Annotated in this window: 14 protein-coding genes; 5 read left to right on the forward strand and 9 right to left on the reverse strand. The window is 66.1% G+C overall.

All coding sequences use genetic code 11. From position 1 onward, the window contains the following. The first annotated feature begins 244 nt into the window (after positions 1-244). Together AMD14_RS02055 and AMD14_RS02060 are read left to right on the forward strand one after the other, a co-directional pair. Positions 245-1,138, forward strand: coding sequence for a LysR family transcriptional regulator (locus AMD14_RS02055; RefSeq protein WP_003489406.1), 894 nt, complete (start codon positions 245-247; stop codon positions 1,136-1,138). Between the two features lie 317 nt (positions 1,139-1,455). Beyond that, on the forward strand, positions 1,456-2,655 hold the full coding sequence (locus AMD14_RS02060) for an MFS transporter (RefSeq protein WP_011050230.1): 1,200 nt from the start codon (positions 1,456-1,458) through the stop codon (positions 2,653-2,655). A gap of 316 nt (positions 2,656-2,971) precedes the next feature. Here the strand turns inward: AMD14_RS02060 and gvpU are convergent, their stop codons facing one another. From gvpU to AMD14_RS02105, 8 genes are all read right to left on the reverse strand, one after another. Further along, positions 2,972-3,430 carry a gas vesicle accessory protein GvpU gene (gene gvpU / locus AMD14_RS02065; RefSeq protein ID WP_003489409.1) on the reverse strand — a complete coding sequence of 153 codons (459 nt, stop codon included), beginning with the start codon at positions 3,428-3,430 and terminating at the stop codon, positions 2,972-2,974. A gap of 223 nt (positions 3,431-3,653) precedes the next feature. Continuing rightward, complete coding sequence (locus tag AMD14_RS02070) at positions 3,654-5,234, reverse strand: gamma-glutamyltransferase family protein (RefSeq protein WP_011050232.1); 1,581 nt, start codon at positions 5,232-5,234, stop codon at positions 3,654-3,656. Then, positions 5,234-6,694 carry an AtzE family amidohydrolase gene (locus tag AMD14_RS02075; RefSeq protein WP_015462769.1) on the reverse strand — a complete coding sequence of 487 codons (1,461 nt, stop codon included), beginning with the start codon at positions 6,692-6,694 and terminating at the stop codon, positions 5,234-5,236. The genes AMD14_RS02070 and AMD14_RS02075 overlap by 1 nt, the downstream gene beginning before the upstream one ends. Before the next feature lie 482 nt (positions 6,695-7,176). Next, a complete protein-coding gene (locus AMD14_RS02080; RefSeq protein ID WP_015462770.1) occupies positions 7,177-8,292 on the reverse strand; it encodes a nucleoside hydrolase in 1,116 nt (371 codons plus the stop codon). A gap of 151 nt (positions 8,293-8,443) precedes the next feature. Beyond that, the gene (locus AMD14_RS02085) at positions 8,444-9,994 is read right to left on the reverse strand and encodes an adenosine deaminase family protein (protein WP_011050235.1); all 1,551 of its coding nucleotides are present in this window, start codon (positions 9,992-9,994) and stop codon (positions 8,444-8,446) included. A gap of 126 nt (positions 9,995-10,120) precedes the next feature. Further along, positions 10,121-11,434 (reverse strand): NCS2 family permease, encoded by a 1,314-nt coding sequence (locus AMD14_RS02090; RefSeq protein ID WP_011050236.1) that lies wholly within the window; start codon positions 11,432-11,434, stop codon positions 10,121-10,123. Positions 11,435-11,804: 370 nt separating this feature from the next. Continuing rightward, positions 11,805-12,764, reverse strand: a complete 960-nt coding sequence (locus AMD14_RS02100) for a PDR/VanB family oxidoreductase (RefSeq protein ID WP_005915182.1) — start codon at positions 12,762-12,764, stop codon at positions 11,805-11,807. A 17-nt stretch (positions 12,765-12,781) separates the two neighbouring features. After that, a complete protein-coding gene (locus AMD14_RS02105; RefSeq protein WP_011050237.1) occupies positions 12,782-13,834 on the reverse strand; it encodes a Rieske 2Fe-2S domain-containing protein in 1,053 nt (350 codons plus the stop codon). Positions 13,835-13,959: 125 nt separating this feature from the next. Between AMD14_RS02105 and AMD14_RS02110 the strand changes: the two genes are divergently transcribed. Both AMD14_RS02110 and AMD14_RS02115 read left to right on the forward strand, forming a co-directional pair. Next, complete coding sequence (locus AMD14_RS02110) at positions 13,960-14,877, forward strand: LysR family transcriptional regulator (RefSeq protein WP_005933786.1); 918 nt, start codon at positions 13,960-13,962, stop codon at positions 14,875-14,877. 309 nt (positions 14,878-15,186) lie between these two features. Further along, positions 15,187-15,999 (forward strand): TatD family hydrolase, encoded by an 813-nt coding sequence (locus AMD14_RS02115; protein WP_003489428.1) that lies wholly within the window; start codon positions 15,187-15,189, stop codon positions 15,997-15,999. A 140-nt stretch (positions 16,000-16,139) separates the two neighbouring features. Here the strand turns inward: AMD14_RS02115 and AMD14_RS02120 are convergent, their stop codons facing one another. Continuing rightward, the gene (locus AMD14_RS02120) at positions 16,140-16,808 is read right to left on the reverse strand and encodes a VOC family protein (protein WP_011050238.1); all 669 of its coding nucleotides are present in this window, start codon (positions 16,806-16,808) and stop codon (positions 16,140-16,142) included. Between the two features lie 331 nt (positions 16,809-17,139). Between AMD14_RS02120 and AMD14_RS02125 the strand changes: the two genes are divergently transcribed. Then, complete coding sequence (locus AMD14_RS02125; protein WP_040107558.1) at positions 17,140-18,018, forward strand: hypothetical protein; 879 nt, start codon at positions 17,140-17,142, stop codon at positions 18,016-18,018. Positions 18,019-18,067 lie beyond the last annotated feature (49 nt).

Consider the following 18,067-nt stretch of genomic DNA (forward strand, 5'->3'; position numbering starts at 1 on the left):
CGTTACCCCAAAGCGGTTTTTTTAGGGCCGGGAGTTGCAAAAAATGCGACGGCCGGCTTAAGGCCGGCGTTTTCCTTCTTCGGTCAGGAGAAGGGCCCCGAAGGGGCGGAGGAGGGGGCGGCAGCATCGAGAATGCTGGCCGGCCGTACCCTCACCCCAACCCCTCTCCCGCAGAAGAGGGGCTTTGGGATCCCTTTTTCACCGGCTGCTACAGTCATGTGGATTCCATGAAAGAGATTCACCAATGGCGCGCGACAACTTCAAGGACCTGCTGGCGCTGATCGCCATCGTTCGCGAGGGCAGCTTTACCCGCGCTGCCGCCAAGCTGGGCGTTTCGCAGTCGGCGCTGAGTCACACCATTCGCGGGCTGGAAGCGACGCTGGGTCTGCGCCTGCTGACCCGTACCACACGCAGCGTGGCGCCCACCGAAGCCGGCGAGCGGCTGATCCAGACGGTGGCACCGCGCTTTGCCGAAATTGAAGAGGCGCTGTCTGCGCTCGGCGAAATGCGCAACACGCCCGCAGGCACCGTGCGCATCACCGCCACCGACTACGCCGCGCGCGCGATCCTGTGGCCCAAGCTGTCCAGGTTGCTGCGCGACTACCCCGAGATCAAGGTCGAGATCGTGGTCGACAACGGCCTGACCGACATCGTTGCCGACCGCTACGACCTGGGCGTTCGGCTGGGCGACCAGGTCGAAAAGGACATGATCGCCGCGCGCATCGCACCGGACATGCGCATGGCCATCGTCGCCGCGCCGTCCTATCTCGAACGTCGGCCCATCCCCAAGACGCCGCAGGACCTCACCGCGCACAGCTGCATCAACCTGCGCATGAAAACCGCCGGTGGCATCTACGCCTGGGAGCTGGAAAAGAACGGCCGCGAAGTCATCGTGCGCGTGGATGGCCAACTGACCTTCAACGGCATCTACGAAGCGCTGGACGCGGCGGTGGATGGCTTCGGTATCGCGTTCGTGCAGGAGGATCTGGCGCGCCCGCATATCAAGGCCGGGCGGCTGCGCTGGGTAATGAAGGACTGGTCGCCGACCTGGCCGGGCTTGCATGCGTTCTATCCCAGCCGCCGCCATTCCTCGTCCGCCTTCAACCTCGTCGTGGATGCGCTGCGCTACAAGGGTTGAGGGATCCGCGCCAGGCAGAGGCGCTCGACGCAGGCGCATCTTTGATGAGTGGGCCTCATAAGCCCGTGCGGATCGGCCATCTTTATCGCTGCCCACGGCCTGCGTAAGCTGCACACACCCAGCACGCACACGCCCGAGCCGCAGCACCCGTTGCTGCATTGCGCCCGTGGTGCGTGGCTGCGCTGGCAGGTCGATGCAGTGCATCGCTGCCGCCTGCGGCGCATCCCTTCCGGACACCAGGTGTGCTATCGAGCGCGGCGTCAGCGCGCTTGCGGCGTGGCGTTCGTCTCGCATTCCACTTCGCACAAAGGCTCCACATGCAAGCCAGTTCGCTCGCTACCGATTCAACCTCGCGCACCGCACCCGTCGCAACCCGCCAGACCTGGAGCGCGGTCGGCTCGATGTCGCTCTGCGTTGCGCTGCTGATCGCTTCCGAATTCATGCCGGTCAGCCTGCTCACGCCGATCGCCTCCGATCTGCACGCCAGTGCCGGCATGGCCGGCCAGGCGATCTCGATCTCCGGCCTGTTCGCTGTGGTCGCCAGCCTGCTGATCGCACCGCTGTCGTCGCGCTTCAACCGGCGCCATGTGTTGATCGCGCTGACCGGGATGATGCTGTTGTCGTTGCTGTTGATCGCCAATGCGCACAGCTTCGGAATGTTGATGGTGGCGCGTGCGCTGCTCGGCATCACCATCGGCGGCTTCTGGGCATTGTCCACCGCCACGGTGATGCGCCTCATGCCCGAGCATGCGGTGCCCAAGGCGCTGGGCATCGTGTTTATCGGTAACGCAGTCGCTGCTGCATTCGCCGCGCCGTTGGGCAGCTATCTGGGCGCCAGCATCGGCTGGCGCGGGGTGTTCTGGGGCATGTTGCCGTTGGTGGCGCTGACCATCGTCTGGCAATGGCGCAGCCTGCCGTCGATGCTCGCGCAGGGCGCCACCTCGCTGGGCAGCATCGTCACCTTGTTGAAGCGTCGCTATGTTGCGCGCGCCATGCTCGCGGTAATGCTCGGATTCGCCGGTGCGTTTTCTGCGTTCACCTACTTCCGCCCGTTTCTGGAAACCGTTGCGCAGGTCGATGTATCGCAACTGTCGTTGCTGCTGCTCGGCCTGGGCCTGGCTGGATTCGTCGGTACCTCTGCCGCCACCGCGTTAGTGCCGAAGCGCTTGTTCACCCTGCTCAGCGTGCTGCCGGTCGCGCTGGGCGTGGTGACCATCAGCATGCTGCTGGCCGGTCACCTGGTGTGGGCCGTGGCAGTGGCGATGATTGCCTGGGGCACGCTCAACTCGGCGATGCCGGTGGCTTGGTCCACCTGGTTGAGCCGCTGCGTCAAGGACGCACCGGAAAGCGGCGGCGGCCTGATGGTTGCCGCAATCCAGCTCTCCATCATGCTGGGCGGGGCCGCAGGCGGCGTGCTGCTGGATCATGTGTCGATCGGCGCCACCTTTGTCGGTGCCAGCGTATTGCTGCTGGCCTCGTCACTGGTTGCAGGCCGGGGCGATCGTTTGCAGCCGTGAGTGATGGCGATCGCACGATGCGGCGCGCATTGCGTGGACGGCGGCACGTGCCACGTAACGCCGCCAGAGGCAGTGCTTGGCTACCTCTGGCGGCGCACACCCAAGGTGTCTACGTCGGTATTGCCGCATGGCCGGTGCTGCTGCCATCGAGCAGCGCCGGTCTGATGCCGAGAGGCAACGGAAGACGCTGGCGAGCGCACCGTTCAGCAAACGCAAGCGCGTGTGGCTGTTGTGCCGTCGTGGCGTACTTCTGGCGCTATCTCCAACAGTCCGATCTGAGGTGACGAGCACCTCGCACCAATGGGACTTGTCAGGCTCAATCCGCCGACAGCGAGCCAAGGGTGAAGCCGGAGACGGCATTGACCTTGCCGCGCCAGAGCACCCCACGGTTGCTGGGCAGGGGCTGGCCGCCGGGCGAGAAGCAACGCGATTCGATCAGGTGGATGAACTGCGGCGGCGTGCTGCTCTGCTGCGTGTCGTCTTCGGAGTCGTAGATGCTGGCGTGGCTGGCAAACGCGCGACGAATATCCTCTTTTTCGTCGGCACCGCCCGGATAGGCAGCAGAGAACTCCTGCGCGAACGCCTCGAAATAGCGCTTCCCGCTGACCAATTGGCCGGAAATGACGATGCCTTCGACAAACAGCGTGACGCCGAACTGCACGTCCGAGGTGTTGGCAATGCCGACCAGCTTCTGCAGATACCAATCCACGCTCTGGCCATCGAACGCCAGCTTGACGTCTTCCAGCGAGGGTTGATATTGATCTTGCTCTGTCATGTTGCTCTCCTTTAAGTGGATTCAACGACGCGTTAGCCGTCACGCAGATGTGGATGGCTCGCCCCCGGCGTGCTTAAGCATGGCACACGGACCGCCAAAGTTGCCGTGGTTGGGTTCGCTACGAAGGCTCCCGCACGACGGTCTTGCGACACATGGACGCTTTCATCCGGTGCGCGCCCATGCGCGCGTGGGGCGAGTGGCCGTAGCGGAACGACCGCTGCGGTCACCATGCCGCCACCGCCCCATCCGAGCGCGGATCGCTGGCACCACTCAGGACGCCATCTCGCTCGCGCACCAAGGCACCTGCATGCCCCATCACCGAGCTATACGCCGGCAGCAGTTCCACCGCATGCCCGGCGTTGCGCAGGGCCTGCACGACTGCCGGGTCGAAGCGGTTTTCCAGCTTCAACGACGTGCTGTCTTCGCCCCAGGTGCGGCCGAGCAGCCAGCGCGGTGCGCTGACCGCCTGCTGCAGCGGCATGCCGAAGCGGGCGTAGCGAGAGAACACCGCGGCCTGTGTTTGCGGCTGGCCTTCGCCGCCCATGGTGCCGTAGGCCATGACGCGGCCGTCGTCGAAGGTGGCCAGCGCCGGGTTGAGGGTGTGGAAGGGCTTGCGCCCGGGGACGAGCGCGTTCCAGCCATCGGGGGCGAGGCGGAAGCTGCAGCCGCGGTTCTGCCAGGTGATGCCGGTGCGCGGCAATACCAGGCCCGAGCCGAATTCGAAGTAGGTGGACTGGATGCAGCTGACCGCGCGGCCGTGCGCGTCGATGGCGCCGAACCAGACGGTGTCGCCGGCCTGCGAGGGCTGTGGCCACGGCAATGCGGCGCTCATGTCGATGCGTGCGGCGAGCGCATCGAGTGCGGCGCTGTCGTCGAGCAGGGCCTGCGCGTCGAGCGTCATCCAGGCCGGGTCGCCCAGGTGTGCGTCGCGGATCAGGAACGCTTGCTTGCTGGCTTCGATCAGCCCGTGCAGGTGTGCGTGGCCGTCTGCGCTTTCTACCTTCAGGCGATCGAATAGCGCCAGGATCAACAGCGAGGCGAGCCCCTGCGTGGGTGGCGCGTGGTTGTAGAGACGCGCGCCCTGGATGACAACCGATAACGGCACGCTGGCGTCGGCGCGATGGGCGGCAAGATCGTGTGCGCTGAGCGGGCTGCCGAGTGCGTGCAGATCTGCAGCGATGTCGTGGGCGAGCGAACCGCGATAGAAACCCTCCAGCCCTTCGTCGGCGAGCCGCTGCAAGCTGCGCGCCAGTTGCGGCTGCTGCAGTAGTGCGCCTTCCTGCAATGGAACTGCGTGCGGCTCGAAAATCTCGCGATAGGCGCCGGGTTGTGGGCGCAGTTCTGCGCCCTTGCTGGCGGCAATCTGCGCGCCGCCCAGCGTGACCGGCACGCCGGCGCTGGCGTGATGGATCGCATCGCTCAACAGGCGTTGCAGCGACAAGTTGCCGTTTGCCTGTTGCAGGGCCAGCGCCCAGCCGGAGACGGTGCCGGCCACGGTATTGGCCGCGCCTGGCCCGCGCCACGGAATGTGGGCGTGGCCGCGATAGAAATCCAGTGTTGCCGCCTGCGCCGCGCGGCCGCAGGCATCGATGGCATGCACGCGGCCATCGGGTTCGTGGATGAGCCAGAAGCCATCGCCGCCGATGCCGGTCATGTGTGGGTAGACCACCGCCAGGCAGGCGGCGGTGGCGACGGCCGCTTCGATGGCAGTGCCACCGTCGCGCAAGACATCGCGTCCAGCCTGTGCGGCAAGATGATGCGGTGCGACCACCATGCCGCGGCGCGCGCGCAGGGTCTGCAGCATCAGCGTGGCTCCGGCGGCGGGCTGAAGGCGAGCAGGCCGTCGCGCTCGAGTTGCGCGGCCAGCGCAAACAGGCGGTCTTCCCGGCCGGGCGCGGCGATCAGTTGCACGCCCAGTGGCAGGCGCCCGGGACGCGGCAACGGTGCGGCCAGCACCGGGCAGGCGGCCAGGCCGAGTGGCTGGGTGAAAATACCCAGATTCGCACGCGCGGAGACGGGCAAACCGTCGATCTGGATGGTGTCCTGGTCGATGCGTGGCGCCACGCAGGGAGTGGCCGGCGCGATGAGCACATCCACCTGGTCCCACAGCGCGTGCATGGCATCGGCAAACCACTGCGCGAAGCGGTGCGCATCGGCCACCGCGCTGGCAGGCAGCTGCAAGCCGGCAAGCAGGCGGTCGCGGGTGGCCGGGTCGAACTGCGCGCCGTGCGCGGTGAGCGCGCTGCGGTGACGATGCCCGCCTTCGGCAGCGGTCAGGACGAAGGCCGCGGCGCGTGCGCGTTCGGCCTCGGGCAGGTCGATCGACGCAAGGCTGTTGCAGGCGGCGAGCAGGGCCTGCAGCCCGGCCTCCAGATCCGGATCCAGATTGCGCTGGAACCAGCCGCCCAACCGCGCGACGCGCAGCTTGCCGGCATGGCACGAAGGCAGCGGCTGCCCACGCAGTACGTCGTACACGCAGCGCAGGTCGGCCACCGAGGTGGCGAATGGGCCGACCACATCCAGTGCATCGACAAATGGGAACACCCCATCCAGGGGCACGGCGCCGTGCGTGGGGCGCAGGCCGTAGATGCCGCACAGCGCGGCCGGCACGCGGATGGAGCCGTTGGTGTCCGAGCCAAGCGCGAACGGCACCAGCCCGGCGGCCACCGCTGCCGCCGAGCCGCCCGATGAGCCGCCCGCCAGGTGCTGGTCATCGTGCGGATTGGCAGTCGTGCCGTAATGCGCATTGACCGTGGCGAAGCCGTACGCGAATTCGTCCATGTTGGCGGTACCCACCAACACTGCGCCGGCTTCGCCGAGCCGTTGCACCACCGCTGCATCGCGGCTGGCAGGCGGGCAATGCGCACGCACTGCGGCGCCGGCGGTGGTGACCTGCCCGGCCACATCGAACAGGTCCTTGACCACGAATGGCACGCCGGCCAACGCGCCACCGTCGCTGCCACCGGCAAGCGCAGCCTGCACGCGCGCGGCATCGGCCGCGGCACGCGCAGGCAGCAGGCGGGTAATGGCGCACAGGCGGTCGTTGGCCTGGTTGATGCGTGTCAGCGTCTGGGTGGCCAGTCGCGCGGCCAGTGTGGGCTGGCTGCGCGTAGTGCTGACGATGGAGGCGATCTGGCCGCGTGGGCCGCCGCCCTCATGCGCCGTTGCAGGCGGCCCATGGAAGGTGGCCAGCAGCTGCGCGTGCCCGCGCAGCACTTCGGTATTGCGATCGACGCCGGCCTGCCACTGCGCTGGGAGTTGCATGGATCACCTGTTGGGGAGCGGGGATTTGGGGATTGGGGATTTGTGATTCGAGCGTTTGCTTGGTTGCTGGAAGTACGGGGTCTGCACACAGGGCCTGCTGATACGTTGGGTGATGACGCAACGCTGAAGGGGAATGCGCGAAATGTTGAGACATGCGCCTGCATTGCAAAGACAGCGGATGTGCAGCTTCTATCGCTCGATCTAAGCGCGTAGCGGCGACATGGCGCGTCGTTCTGCCTCATGCCCGGATCGAGCCGCTCTCTCGCAGGGCGAGAAGGCAGGGTGCGCGCCACCGCCGCGCGTGCATTGGAGCGCCCGCGTCGCAAACACGGGCTGGGGGCGCTGGCGGCGTTGGGCGAGGGTGTCACGGCAGTTGGAGATGTGTCACGCATTTGCTTCCACGTAAAGTGCCGCCTACTCAACCGGCGTCGCAGGGCGACCGGCTATCGCACCCTCATCCGCCCTGCGGTCCCCTCTCCCCATCAAGGGGACCGAGGTCCCGATGGGCGAAGGGGGAGGGGCGATCCCACTGCCGGCGGCTGTGGCGCGGTGAGGCGGTCGACCAGCAGCTGCTCCAATGCCGGCACATCCACCGCATGCACCACCGTCTGCGCCTGCTCGCCCAGCCCGGGCTGATACCCCGGCGCCCACGACAAGATATCGCCGTACCCGGCATCGAAGGCAGTGTTGGTGTCGACGTACAGCGTTTCCGTATGCCTCGCCAATTCCGGGCGCAGCCACACGGCCGTGGCCAGTTCGTCCCACATCGGAAAGCCCGGCTCGCGGCGGCGCAGTGCGTGGCCAATCGTGGTGTCGGCCGCACTCATGCGCGCCAGCAACTCGGCGGTGAGTTCGGTGGCGGTGGACGGGTCGACCGGCACCATGGTGATCCGGCGCCACGGCGCGCGCATGACGATGCTGGCCGCTTCGGGGTCCCAGCGGATATTGAACTCGCGTCGCGGCGAATTGATGAATTCGCGTGCGAATTGCTGCGCACTCACGCTGTTGCGTTGCTGCCGCGGATTGAGGCTGCCACCCATATAGACCAGCTCGCGCGCCAGCGTGGCAAAGGCCGGGTCCAGCGATTGCGCCAGTGCCAGATTGGTCAACGGGCCAGTGGCAATGATGCTGACCTCGCCCGGGTACTGACGCACCATGCGCAGCATGAACAACGCGGCCGGCTCGTCTGAGGGACGCACCACACTGGGATTGCCCAATGCCAGATCGGGCACCACATCGTGGGCGTGATAGCGCGGCGCGCTTTGCACGGTGTCGCCGTCCACCCAGTGCTTGGTCCATGCGCCTTTCCACACGAGTTTGCCGTACAGCGCTTCCCAGCGTTCGGTGGCCAACTCGCTGTTGATCAGCGGATGCACCGGGCCGGGAAGCACCGGAATCTGCGGATGGCCAGCCAGTTCCAGCAGGCGGCAGGTATGCGCCAGCACCTCATCGCGCCAGATATTGCCGCTGACGGCACTGATACCCAGCACCTCGACGTCGGGCGACTGCAACAGCAGCAGCTGTGCGGGGGTGAAGCCATCGATGTCGTCTTCGAGAATGACGCGGCGTCTGGATGAGGGGAGGTGCGGGTCGGTCATTGCGTTTTTGTCGTGGAAGGTTGAAGGCATTGCACCGGCGATGGAGTGAGGCATCTGTAGGAGCGTGCCTGCGCGCGACGGGGCGTTACCGGTAAAGTCCGTTCGCGCTCGGGCGCGCTCCTACGTGGAATATGTCGTGTCGTTGTCGGCGCTATCTGTGTTGCAGCAACAGCGTGCGCTCGTACTGGGCCAGGTCGGTTTCCAGCTGCCATTGCAGCCGAGCCTTCTCGCTGCCCTGGCGGAATGCTCGACAGGCAGCATCATCTGTTTCGCGCTGCAACGCAGTGGCGCAGACCTGCGCAGCTTTACCGTCGGCATCCCACAGGCTCGCACCCGGCAGGAAGCTGTAGCGCAGGCCATTGCGGGCCAGCTGTTTGAGGGTGGGGTAGTCGATACCCTGTTCCTCCATCGCGCGTTGGTACTCGTGGGTCATGTCCGCACGCGAGACGCCGGCATCGTCGGTGGACAGCACGACCGGCACGCCGGCACGCAGATACAGCGCCAGCGGATGCGCGGCGCCTTTGATGCCCAGGATCACATCGTTGCTGGTGAGGTTGATCTCCACCGCAACCTGTTCGCGTCGCATGCGTTGCAGCAGTACCTCCGCATCGTCTTCGTAGGGTAGATCCACCCCGTGACCGATGCGGCGCGCACCTGCATCCACCGCCTGCCGGATATGCGAGCGCAGCTGCGCCGGCGGCACCAGCCCCAACGCCAGCTCGCCGGCATGCAGCGACAGCGGCACACCGGGGTAGCGCGTTGCGAAGAAGCGGAACATCGCCATATGCCGCGCGTAATCGGCCAACGCCACTGGATTGTCTTCCGGCGCGACGATGTTCAGCGCCACCGCGCGGCTGCCGCCGGCCGCGATCAGCGCATGCGCCAGCGCCATCTGCCCAAACACCATCGGCTGCGGCAGCACGCGCAACACATACGGAACATAGCGGTACTCGACCGTGCAGCCGGGGCGTGCATCGGCCTGGTCGCAACGCAGTACGCGCCGGACCTGCGCGTCGATGTCGGCAAGATCGCGTTGCGCGGCCTGCACCAGCGGCGCCAGGTCGGGCTGCAACGCACGCAGATTGGCGGCGTCGTCCTCGCCCTTCCACGGCAGCGACTGCATGCGCTTGGCAGCCTGATCCATCTGCGGCGGGTTGGCGATGATTTCCACATACGGCACGCGGTCGCGTGCGGCCTGCTCCAGCACTGCGGCGACGGTGTCGGCGACACGGGTGCGGACCACCGCATCGAACTTGCCGAAGGTGCTGAAGAACTGATCGTGACCGCTGGGTTGCGCCGGGCCGGGCAGGAAGTTGCGCATCGACAGCGAATTCACCATCCGCCCGTACAGCGCGGCGTTGCGTGCCGCCAGGCCGCGCGCGGACTCCTGACCGGCCCCGCACGGCGGCGCGCGCAGGCTCAGGTCGTCCACTTGCACGCAGGCGCCGTCGTCGCTGGCCCATTGCAGATACGTCTCGGCATACACCGAACCGGACAGGTGGTTATGCAGGTCGCCACCTTTCGGCATGGCCTGTAGCCAGGTGCGTAGCTGCGCCGGCTGCGCGGCCGCCTCACGGAACAACCGCGCCACCTGCTGTTGGCGTTGTTGCGCAGGCGCAGGCGCTGGTGCTGGCCGTGCGTGCACGACGATGGGCAAGCACGCCCATACGCTCAGGACCAGACAGCGACGAAGAAATAACATGCAGGAGACTCGTTTGGAGAGACGGTGGCGTGCGACAGCCGGCGACCACATAGCTTGCCTGCCAGCGCGACCCGAGGCCACCCATGTGCGCGCCGGTAAGCAGGCCTGGAACAGGTGAGGCACGCATCATTCCAGCGCATAGCGCAGCACGAACAGGCCCGCGATGGTCCAGGTGGCCGGGTGCACACCCCGCCAGCGGCCGCTGCCGAGTCTGAGCGCGGCATAGGTGATGAAGCCGAACGCAAGCCCCGTCGCAATGGAATAGGTCAGCGGCATGGCGAGCATGCAGATGGCGGCCGGCAACGCGTCGCCCACATCGTCCCACTGGATCTGCGTGCATTCGCGCAGCATCACCGAGGCCAGGTAGATCAGGGCTGGCGCGGTGGCGTAGGCCGGCACCATCGCGGCCAGCGGGGAGAACAGCAGGGCGAGCAGAAATAGGGCGGCAACCACCAGCGCGGTGAGGCCGGTACGCCCGCCCACCTGCACGCCGGCGGCGCTTTCCACATAGGCGGTGGTACTGGAAGTGCCGAGCAGCGCGCCGGCCAGGATGACGGTACTGTCGGCAAGCAGCGCGCGGTCGAACTGGCGGCGCTGCGCGGGCGTGTGCAGCAGGCCGGCGCGTTGCGCCACACCCATCAGCGTGCCGGTGGCGTCGAACATTTCCACCAGCACGAACACCAGCACCACATGCAGTACCGCAGCGAGCGCACCGCCGCCGCCATGGCCGCGCAAGGCGCCGACGATATCCAGCTGCAGCACGGTGGGCGCCAGGCTGGGCGGCAGCGCCAGGACGCCTTCGTAGCGCACCAGTCCCAACGCCAGCGCTGCCCAGGTCACCGCAAGGATGCCGAGCAACATGGCACCCCGCACGCGGCGCACTTCAAGCACGCCGATCAGCAGCAACCCGGCCAGCGCAAGCAGCGGCTCGGGCCGGTGCAAGTCGCCCAACGTCAGCAAGGTCTGCGGATGCGCCACCACCAATCCGGCCTTCTGCAGCCCGATCAAGGCCAGGAACAAGCCGATGCCCGCCGCAATGGCGCTGCGCAAGGTGGTCGGAATGCCATCCACCAACCAGCGCCGCGCGCCGGTAACGGTGAGCAGCAAAAAGAGGCAGCCGGAAACGAACACCAGCCCCAGGGTCTGCTGCCAGCTGTAGCCCAATGTGCCGACCACGCCGAAGGCGAAGAACGCGTTCAAGCCCATGCCGGGCGCCATGCCGATGGGATAGTTGGCCAGCACTCCCATCAACAGCGAACCCAGTGCTGCAGCCAGGCAGGTAGCCACGAACACCGCGCCGTGATCCATGCCGGTGGTGGCCAGGATGTCGGGGTTGACGAAGACGATGTACGCCATGGTCAGGAAGGTGGTGGCACCGGCCAGCATTTCGGTGCGCACGGTGCTGCCGTTGGCGGCAAGCGCAAAACCGGGCCAGCGCATCAGCATGCGCTCGCGATGCAGGGCAGGTTGACGGCAGGACAAAGGAACATCGGCAGACATCTCATCGATACGGGGCGGCGTGCGTGGCAGCGCACGCACGCACGCGGGCGGCCCATCTTGCCCTGTTGCGTTGCGCTTGCCACGGACCTCGGGCACGGATTGCGCTGCAGGAGCGCTCACGCACGGTAGCGCGGACGCGTCACGCGGCATCGCGCATCGTTGCGGCGCAGGTCCCGCCGCTGATGCACGCACGAGAGCGCACGTGCCGTGCGCGATGGCGCGCTCTGTTGCCCGCCATCGTGAAAGGCAAGCGAGGCGTCAGGCTGCGCAAGGTGACTGAACAGTTGCAGTGGCGCCGCGGAAACAGCGTTCAAAGATCCAGCACCAACCGCGGCGAGCGGCTGCGCGAACAGCACACGGTGATCTGCCGATTGGTGGCGCGTTCGGCGTCGCTGAGCACGCTGTCGCGGTGATCTGGCGTGCCAGCCAGCACGCCGGTCAGACAGGCGCCACACATGCCTTGTTCGCACGACAGCGGCACCTCGATACCGGCATCGAGCAGGGCACTGGCGATGCTGCAGTCGGCCGGCACCTGCACCACGCGGCCGCTGGCGGCCAGTTCCACCTCGAACGCGCTGTCGGCATCGTGGGCAAGGCTGGGCGCGGGGGCGGCGAAGTGTTCGCGATGCAGTTGCGCCGCCGTCCAGCCATGCGCCTTCGCCAGCACGGTGAAGTGGTCCATGAACGCCGCCGGCCCGCACAGATACAGCTGATCGCATGCACGCGCCTGGCCCAGTTCCTCGGGCACATGCACGCGTGGGCTCTGCCCGCCATCGCTCAGATGCAGGGACACCTGCCCATGCGTAAAGCCTTGTTGCAGCCGCTGCGAAAACGCCACATCGGCATGCCGGCGTGCGTAGTAATGCAGCACGAAGGGCTCGCCGCGCGCTTCCAGTGCTTCGGCCATCGACAGCAGCGGGGTGATCCCGATGCCAGCGGCCAGCAGCACGTGGCGCTCGCCCGGGTGCAGCGGGAACAGATTGCGCGGTGTGGAGATGCGCAGGCGGTCGCCGGGCGCAAGCTGCTCGCACAGATGCCGCGACCCACCGCGCGAGGCGTCGGCCAGCTTGACGCACAGCAGATAGTGGTCGCGCACATGCGGCGCGCTGGCGATCGAGTACTGGCGAATCAAGCCATCCGGCAGATGCAGGTCGACATGCGCGCCGGCCTCGAATGCCGGCAATTGCGCGCCCACCGGTTCCAGCCGAATCGCGCGCTGGCGGTGACCCTGATCGACGACGTCGGCAACGCGCACTTCATGCAGGCTCATGCGGGTGTCCTCGGCCGTCAGCGCAGGAAGAAGTCGCTATAGCCCTGGCTGCGCAGCCCGCGGCGATACGCGATGGAACTGCGATCGGCGGGAATATGCACTTCCAGCAGCGGGTCCAGTGGCAGATATTCCGGCCGCTGCGCTTCCACCATGGCGCGGTCTTCTTCGAACACGCGCAGGTTGAACGCATGCACGTCTTCCACCGGCAGATGGGTGTCGAAATTGCGCGCGATCGGCACCAGCAGGCGGGTGGTGTGCTTGGACACCGGGCTGGCGGCATTCATGATCACCAACCGCTTGCCCGGCACCGGGAAGTGGATGGTGAGCGTGGCGGTGAAAGGCAGATGCACCTCGAAATGACGCAGCCATTGGAAGTTCGGGTCCACGTCCGGCAGCGGCATGTCCACCGAATAATTCGCCACGGTGCTCAGGTAGTCGGCATTGAAGCCGGTCGGCGTTTCGGTGGTGGTGTAGGCCGGCACTTCGCGCTTGTCCGGCTGGGCGAAGGTGGCGGTGCGCACGAAGGCGAAATGCGCCACGTCGATGAAGCCTTCCAGCTGGCGCGCGGCGCTGCCGCCGATGTCGAAGGCCGGGCACACGATCTGCTGGAAGCCATCTTCGTCCCAGCCCGGCATCGGCGGGATCTGGATGTCCGCATCGCTCACCCCGGCCGGCTTGGCCAGGCACACCCAGATCAGCCCGTAGCGCTCGGCCACCGCATAGGTGTGCAGGCGCATCTTGGCCGGGATGTTCTGGCTGGGGCTGGCGGGGATATGGTTGCAGCGCCCGCCCGCGCCGAAGCGCAGCCCGTGGTAGGCGCACACCACGCCGCCACCATCGGCCGTGCCCATGCTGAGCGGCACCCCGCGGTGCGGGCAGACGTCGCGCGCGGCCACCAACTCGCTGCCCAGCCGATACAGCACCAGCGGCTCGTCCAGCAGGGTGGCCTTGAATGGCGCCTCGCTCACCTCGCTGCTCAGCGCCACCGCATGCCAGTGCTGGGCCAGGCGCTGCCAGTCGGCAGCGTCGAAGGTGCAGTGCAGCGGCAGTGTGGGGACGGCGACATCCATGGGGCGGTCTCTGGCGTGAGGCGGGAGCGGTGCCGATTGACTCTAGGAAGCCGGGGGTGTGTGATCAAACATCGATTTTCAGCCAAGCCATTGCAAAAAATGCAACGTCAACCGAGCCCCGCCGCATGCTGACCTTCTCGCGCTTCACCCGGTATTTCATCGAAGTGGCACGCTGCGGCAGCATCCGCAAGGCCTCCGAGGTACTACACGTCTCGGCGTCGGCGATCGACCGGCAGATCCTCAAGGCCGAGGAAGAACTGGGGGCGCAGCTGTTCGAACGCCTGCCTGGCCGGTTGCGGCTCACCGCTGCGGGCGAGCTGTTGCTGGTGGACGTGCGCGGCTGGGAGAAGGCCTACGCGCGCACGCTGGAGCGCTTCGACGAGCTCAAGGGCCTGCGCCGCGGGCATGTGGAGATCGCCATGATCGACGCGCTCAGCGAGGGCCTGGTGCCGGCGGCGGTGGCGGCGCTGGTGCAGGAGTACCCGGGCATCACCTTCAACCTCTCCACCGCGCGCAACCAGCGGGTGATGGAGATGGTGACCTCGGCCGATGTGGATATCGGCCTGCTGCTGGACCCGGTCAGCAGCGTGGACCTGGAGGTGCGCGCGTTTGCGGACATTCCGCTAGGCATTGCGATGCCGGTGGGGCATCCGTTGAGCACCCGCACCGAGCTGCAGCTGAGCGAGACGCTGGAGCATCGTCTGTTGCTGCCCGCCGCCCCGTTGATCGTCGGCGAGCACGCCAAGGTGCTGTACCAGCGCCAGCACATCGACGTGAAACGGCTCACCCACTGCAACGACGTGCGTACGCTGCGCGGGTTGGTGCGCGCCGGCGCCGGCGTTGGGTTGATGTCGTGGCTGGATGCCGCCCCGGACGTGGCCGACGGACGTCTGGCTTTCGTGCCGTTTCGCCAGCACCTGACCAAGCCGATGACGCTGGCGCTGTGCGTGGCGCCGCAGCGCCAACTGTCACGTTCGGCGCAACTGGCGATCCAGGCGCTGGCAGCGAAGATCGATGCGATGGCGGTGCCGGCGGTGGAGTAGCCCTCATCCGGCGCTGAGCGCCACCTTACTCCCGCCAGTGGGAGAAGGGAGATCGTCAATGCCGCCTGCCTTCCCCCGCCTGCGGGGGAAGGTGCCCGAAGGGCGGATGGGGGCAGTCGGTCGGCACAATCAACTAGCTGCCGACCTAGGCTTGGCCATACCGCGCCCGGGCGTTCAAGCCCGGCCGGCGCGCTTCCCTCCTCCGGCGCTGCACGCCACCTCTCCCGCCAGCGGGAGAAGGGAGGCTCAGCGGAGCTAACCCTCGCTCGTTACACTTACGCGGCTCACCCCCCACACGACACCCGCAGCATGCAATTGATCGATATCGGCGCCAACCTCACCCACGACTCGTTCGACCGCGATCGCGATGCGGTGCTGCAACGCGCACGCGATGCCGGCGTGGCGCAGCTGGTGATTACCGGCGCCAGCCGCGAGCATTCGCCGCTGGCCTTGCAACTGGCGCAGCAACACCCCGGATTCCTGTACGCCACCGCTGGCGTGCACCCGCATCACGCGGTGGAATTCACTGCCGAATGCGAAGCGGAAATGCGCACCCTGCAGGCGCATCCGCAGGTGGTGGCAGTGGGCGAGTGTGGGCTGGATTACTTCCGCGATTTTGCGCCGCGCCCTGCGCAGCGCAAGGCCTTCGAACGCCAGCTGCAGTTGGCGGCCGACAACGGCAAGCCGCTGTTCCTGCACCAGCGCGATGCGCACGAGGATTTCATCGCCATCATGCGCAGCTTCGAGGGGCGCCTGGGTGCGGCGGTGGTGCATTGCTTCACCGGCACGCGCGACGAACTGTTCGCGTATCTGGACCGCGATTACTACATCGGCATCACCGGCTGGCTCTGCGATGAGCGCCGCGGTGCGCATCTGCGCGAGCTGGTGCGCAACATTCCGGCCAACCGTTTGATGATCGAAACCGATGCGCCGTACCTGCTGCCGCGCACGCTCAAGCCGATGCCCAAGGATCGTCGCAACGAGCCGATGTTCCTGTCGCATATCGTCGAAGAGCTGGCGCGCGATCGTGGCGAGGATGTCGCGGTGACCGCCGCCAACAGCACGGCCGCGGCGCGTGCGTTCTTCCGCTTGTCGGCGCCTGCCAGCACCACGAGCGGCTAACACCATGTCGCAATCGTGGACACCACGGTGCGCGGATACCGCACTGCATGCGTGCCGCATGCCGCACCGAGCCGGTCGCATTGACCGGCGGTGAGCGCCGTGCTGCCGTGCGCGGATCCAAGTGGATCGGGCCGCGTCAGTTACGCCGCCAGCAACTCCCACCCCTGCGCATCGCGCAGCCGCAGGCCGGGTTCTGGCGCGTCCACGCTGATGCGCAGGCCGTCGGCCCAAGGCAGTTGCCGTTGTTGCGGAAACCACCGCCGGCGCCGGTCGACCACGATCAACAAGCCGTGGTCATCGCCCAAGGCTGCAATGCCCTCCAGCGGCGGGGCGAAGGGTCGCAGGCCGAAATGATGCGCCAGGCTGCGCGTCACCACCTCGACATTGTGGCTAGGCAAGCCGATTTCGCTCAGGCACAGCAGTTCTTCGCCGCGGAACTGGCCTTCACCGGCCGCTGCATCCTGCAAGGCATTGCGCGCGATCAACTCCAGCACTGCGCCATCGGGCCCGCCGAAGTACACCGAGTGCGACTGCCAGGCGCCGTCCAGGGCGAAGTGCTTGCGACCGTGTGGATCGCTCAGCAAGGTGGCGCGTGCCCCAATCCACTGCGCAGCGGCCTGGAAACGCGACGGGGCCACGTTGAAGGCCAGATGCGCGCTGCCCACCGGGTGCTGCGCCTGCACGCACTCCAGGGTGCTCCAGCCGATGCGCACCGTGTTGCCGTGTACGGGCAACTGCAGCACATCGCGGTAGAAGCGCAGGGTCAGGCCGGGGTCCAGGCAGGGCAGTACCAGATGACGCAAATGCATGGCGGCAATGTCGTTGGAAAACCGGCATTGAACGACCTCAAGCGCAGTTGAGGTCAAGCGTTTCACGCTGCGCGTCGTAACCGGTGGTGAGTAAGTGTCGGTCTGCGGGCTGCCCTTACTGAGTTTCGTCTGCAATTGCTGCATCGATCAATTTCGATGTTCACAGCCACTGGTTAGTTGCCCGACAGTTCGCTGCTTGGCAGGCCGGGCCTTCGCATACGCAAGCGGGATTTCCGTCGGCGTGGACGCGGCATGCGCATCGTTGCCTATGCTTTAAAAAAGCATGGGAGATGCAAAAATGGGAAACTGCCTACGCATACCCGCTGCACACATGGCGCCCGAATTGCGGGAGCATGGCACCCCCGAAGCGTCCACCAGCACCCCCATGTCGCATGCAGGAAGCATGACGGCCGGGCCGCAGGAGCACAGTGCCGTCGAAAGTTGCGCCGGAAGCCAGATTGCCGATATGTGGCTGTCATCCCTGGAGCGACCGGCCCGCAGATCTTCCGGGAGTAGGAGCCAATCCACTGCCCAGTCGCGCCCCCAATCGAAGTTGGAGAAGTTGACCGAGACACGCCGATCGATGCTACAGCGCGCGATAATTCTGGATGACCAGTGGCGGAGTCTTCAGGAACGCTGCGCGGGAACAAGTGTCGGCGGCCGGCAAGCATCCAATCTGGATAATCTTAAGGGAATCATTGATCGGGACAGACAGGCGTTGGAGAGCATGGGTCATGAAGGTGGCTATATCGCTCAACGCCGCCTTGACCGAATTGATCGCAATCTGCTGAACTTTGAGAAAAAAATCGGCAATCAAAAGAAACTGGAATCACATCTTGCAAAATCGAACGATTTTCTGGTCCGCCTGAAGCTGCTGAAACAAGAGCTCTCAACTCGAGGGGAAAAAAGGCACATCTTGAATGATGTCGATTTAAATATAAAAGATTTGGAAGACATCTCGAATGAACTGGCGGGGACTGATGCCAATGGTTCCGGCATCGAATACAACGGCTGCCGTGGGGATGCTATCGCGTACTTCGATAGTGTCACTATATCGCTTGAAGCGATGCTTCGAAGTCAAGACCCAGGCTATTGGGATTATATGCGACCTGCGCTGGCCAATGTCCTAAAGGAAGGTTACTCGCCAAGCAGGCGGAAGGCGGTAAGCGATCCTGGGATGCACGATGGCGCCAGCGATGGCATTTCTTGAAGAGCGAGCCGCAGAGTCTCAATGATCTCCATAGGACGGCGATTGGTAT

Source organism: Xanthomonas citri pv. citri, assembly GCF_000961215.1.
GTDB lineage: Bacteria > Pseudomonadota > Gammaproteobacteria > Xanthomonadales > Xanthomonadaceae > Xanthomonas > Xanthomonas cissicola.

Bases quoted from the DNA above. Each gene is read 5' to 3' on its own strand.
- AMD14_RS02055 (WP_003489406.1), top strand. From the start codon at position 245: ATGGCGCGCGACAACTTCAAGGACCTGCTGGCGCTGATCGCCATCGTT.
- AMD14_RS02060 (WP_011050230.1), top strand. From the start codon at position 1,456: ATGCAAGCCAGTTCGCTCGCTACCGATTCAACCTCGCGCACCGCACCC.
- gvpU (WP_003489409.1), bottom strand. From the start codon at position 3,430: ATGACAGAGCAAGATCAATATCAACCCTCGCTGGAAGACGTCAAGCTG.
- AMD14_RS02070 (WP_011050232.1), bottom strand. From the start codon at position 5,234: ATGCTGCAGACCCTGCGCGCGCGCCGCGGCATGGTGGTCGCACCGCAT.
- AMD14_RS02075 (WP_015462769.1), bottom strand. From the start codon at position 6,694: ATGCAACTCCCAGCGCAGTGGCAGGCCGGCGTCGATCGCAATACCGAA.
- AMD14_RS02080 (WP_015462770.1), bottom strand. From the start codon at position 8,292: ATGACCGACCCGCACCTCCCCTCATCCAGACGCCGCGTCATTCTCGAA.
- AMD14_RS02085 (WP_011050235.1), bottom strand. From the start codon at position 9,994: ATGTTATTTCTTCGTCGCTGTCTGGTCCTGAGCGTATGGGCGTGCTTG.
- AMD14_RS02090 (WP_011050236.1), bottom strand. From the start codon at position 11,434: ATGCGCTGGCCCGGTTTTGCGCTTGCCGCCAACGGCAGCACCGTGCGC.
- AMD14_RS02100 (WP_005915182.1), bottom strand. From the start codon at position 12,764: ATGAGCCTGCATGAAGTGCGCGTTGCCGACGTCGTCGATCAGGGTCAC.
- AMD14_RS02105 (WP_011050237.1), bottom strand. From the start codon at position 13,834: ATGGATGTCGCCGTCCCCACACTGCCGCTGCACTGCACCTTCGACGCT.
- AMD14_RS02110 (WP_005933786.1), top strand. From the start codon at position 13,960: ATGCTGACCTTCTCGCGCTTCACCCGGTATTTCATCGAAGTGGCACGC.
- AMD14_RS02115 (WP_003489428.1), top strand. From the start codon at position 15,187: ATGCAATTGATCGATATCGGCGCCAACCTCACCCACGACTCGTTCGAC.
- AMD14_RS02120 (WP_011050238.1), bottom strand. From the start codon at position 16,808: ATGCATTTGCGTCATCTGGTACTGCCCTGCCTGGACCCCGGCCTGACC.
- AMD14_RS02125 (WP_040107558.1), top strand. From the start codon at position 17,140: ATGGCGCCCGAATTGCGGGAGCATGGCACCCCCGAAGCGTCCACCAGC.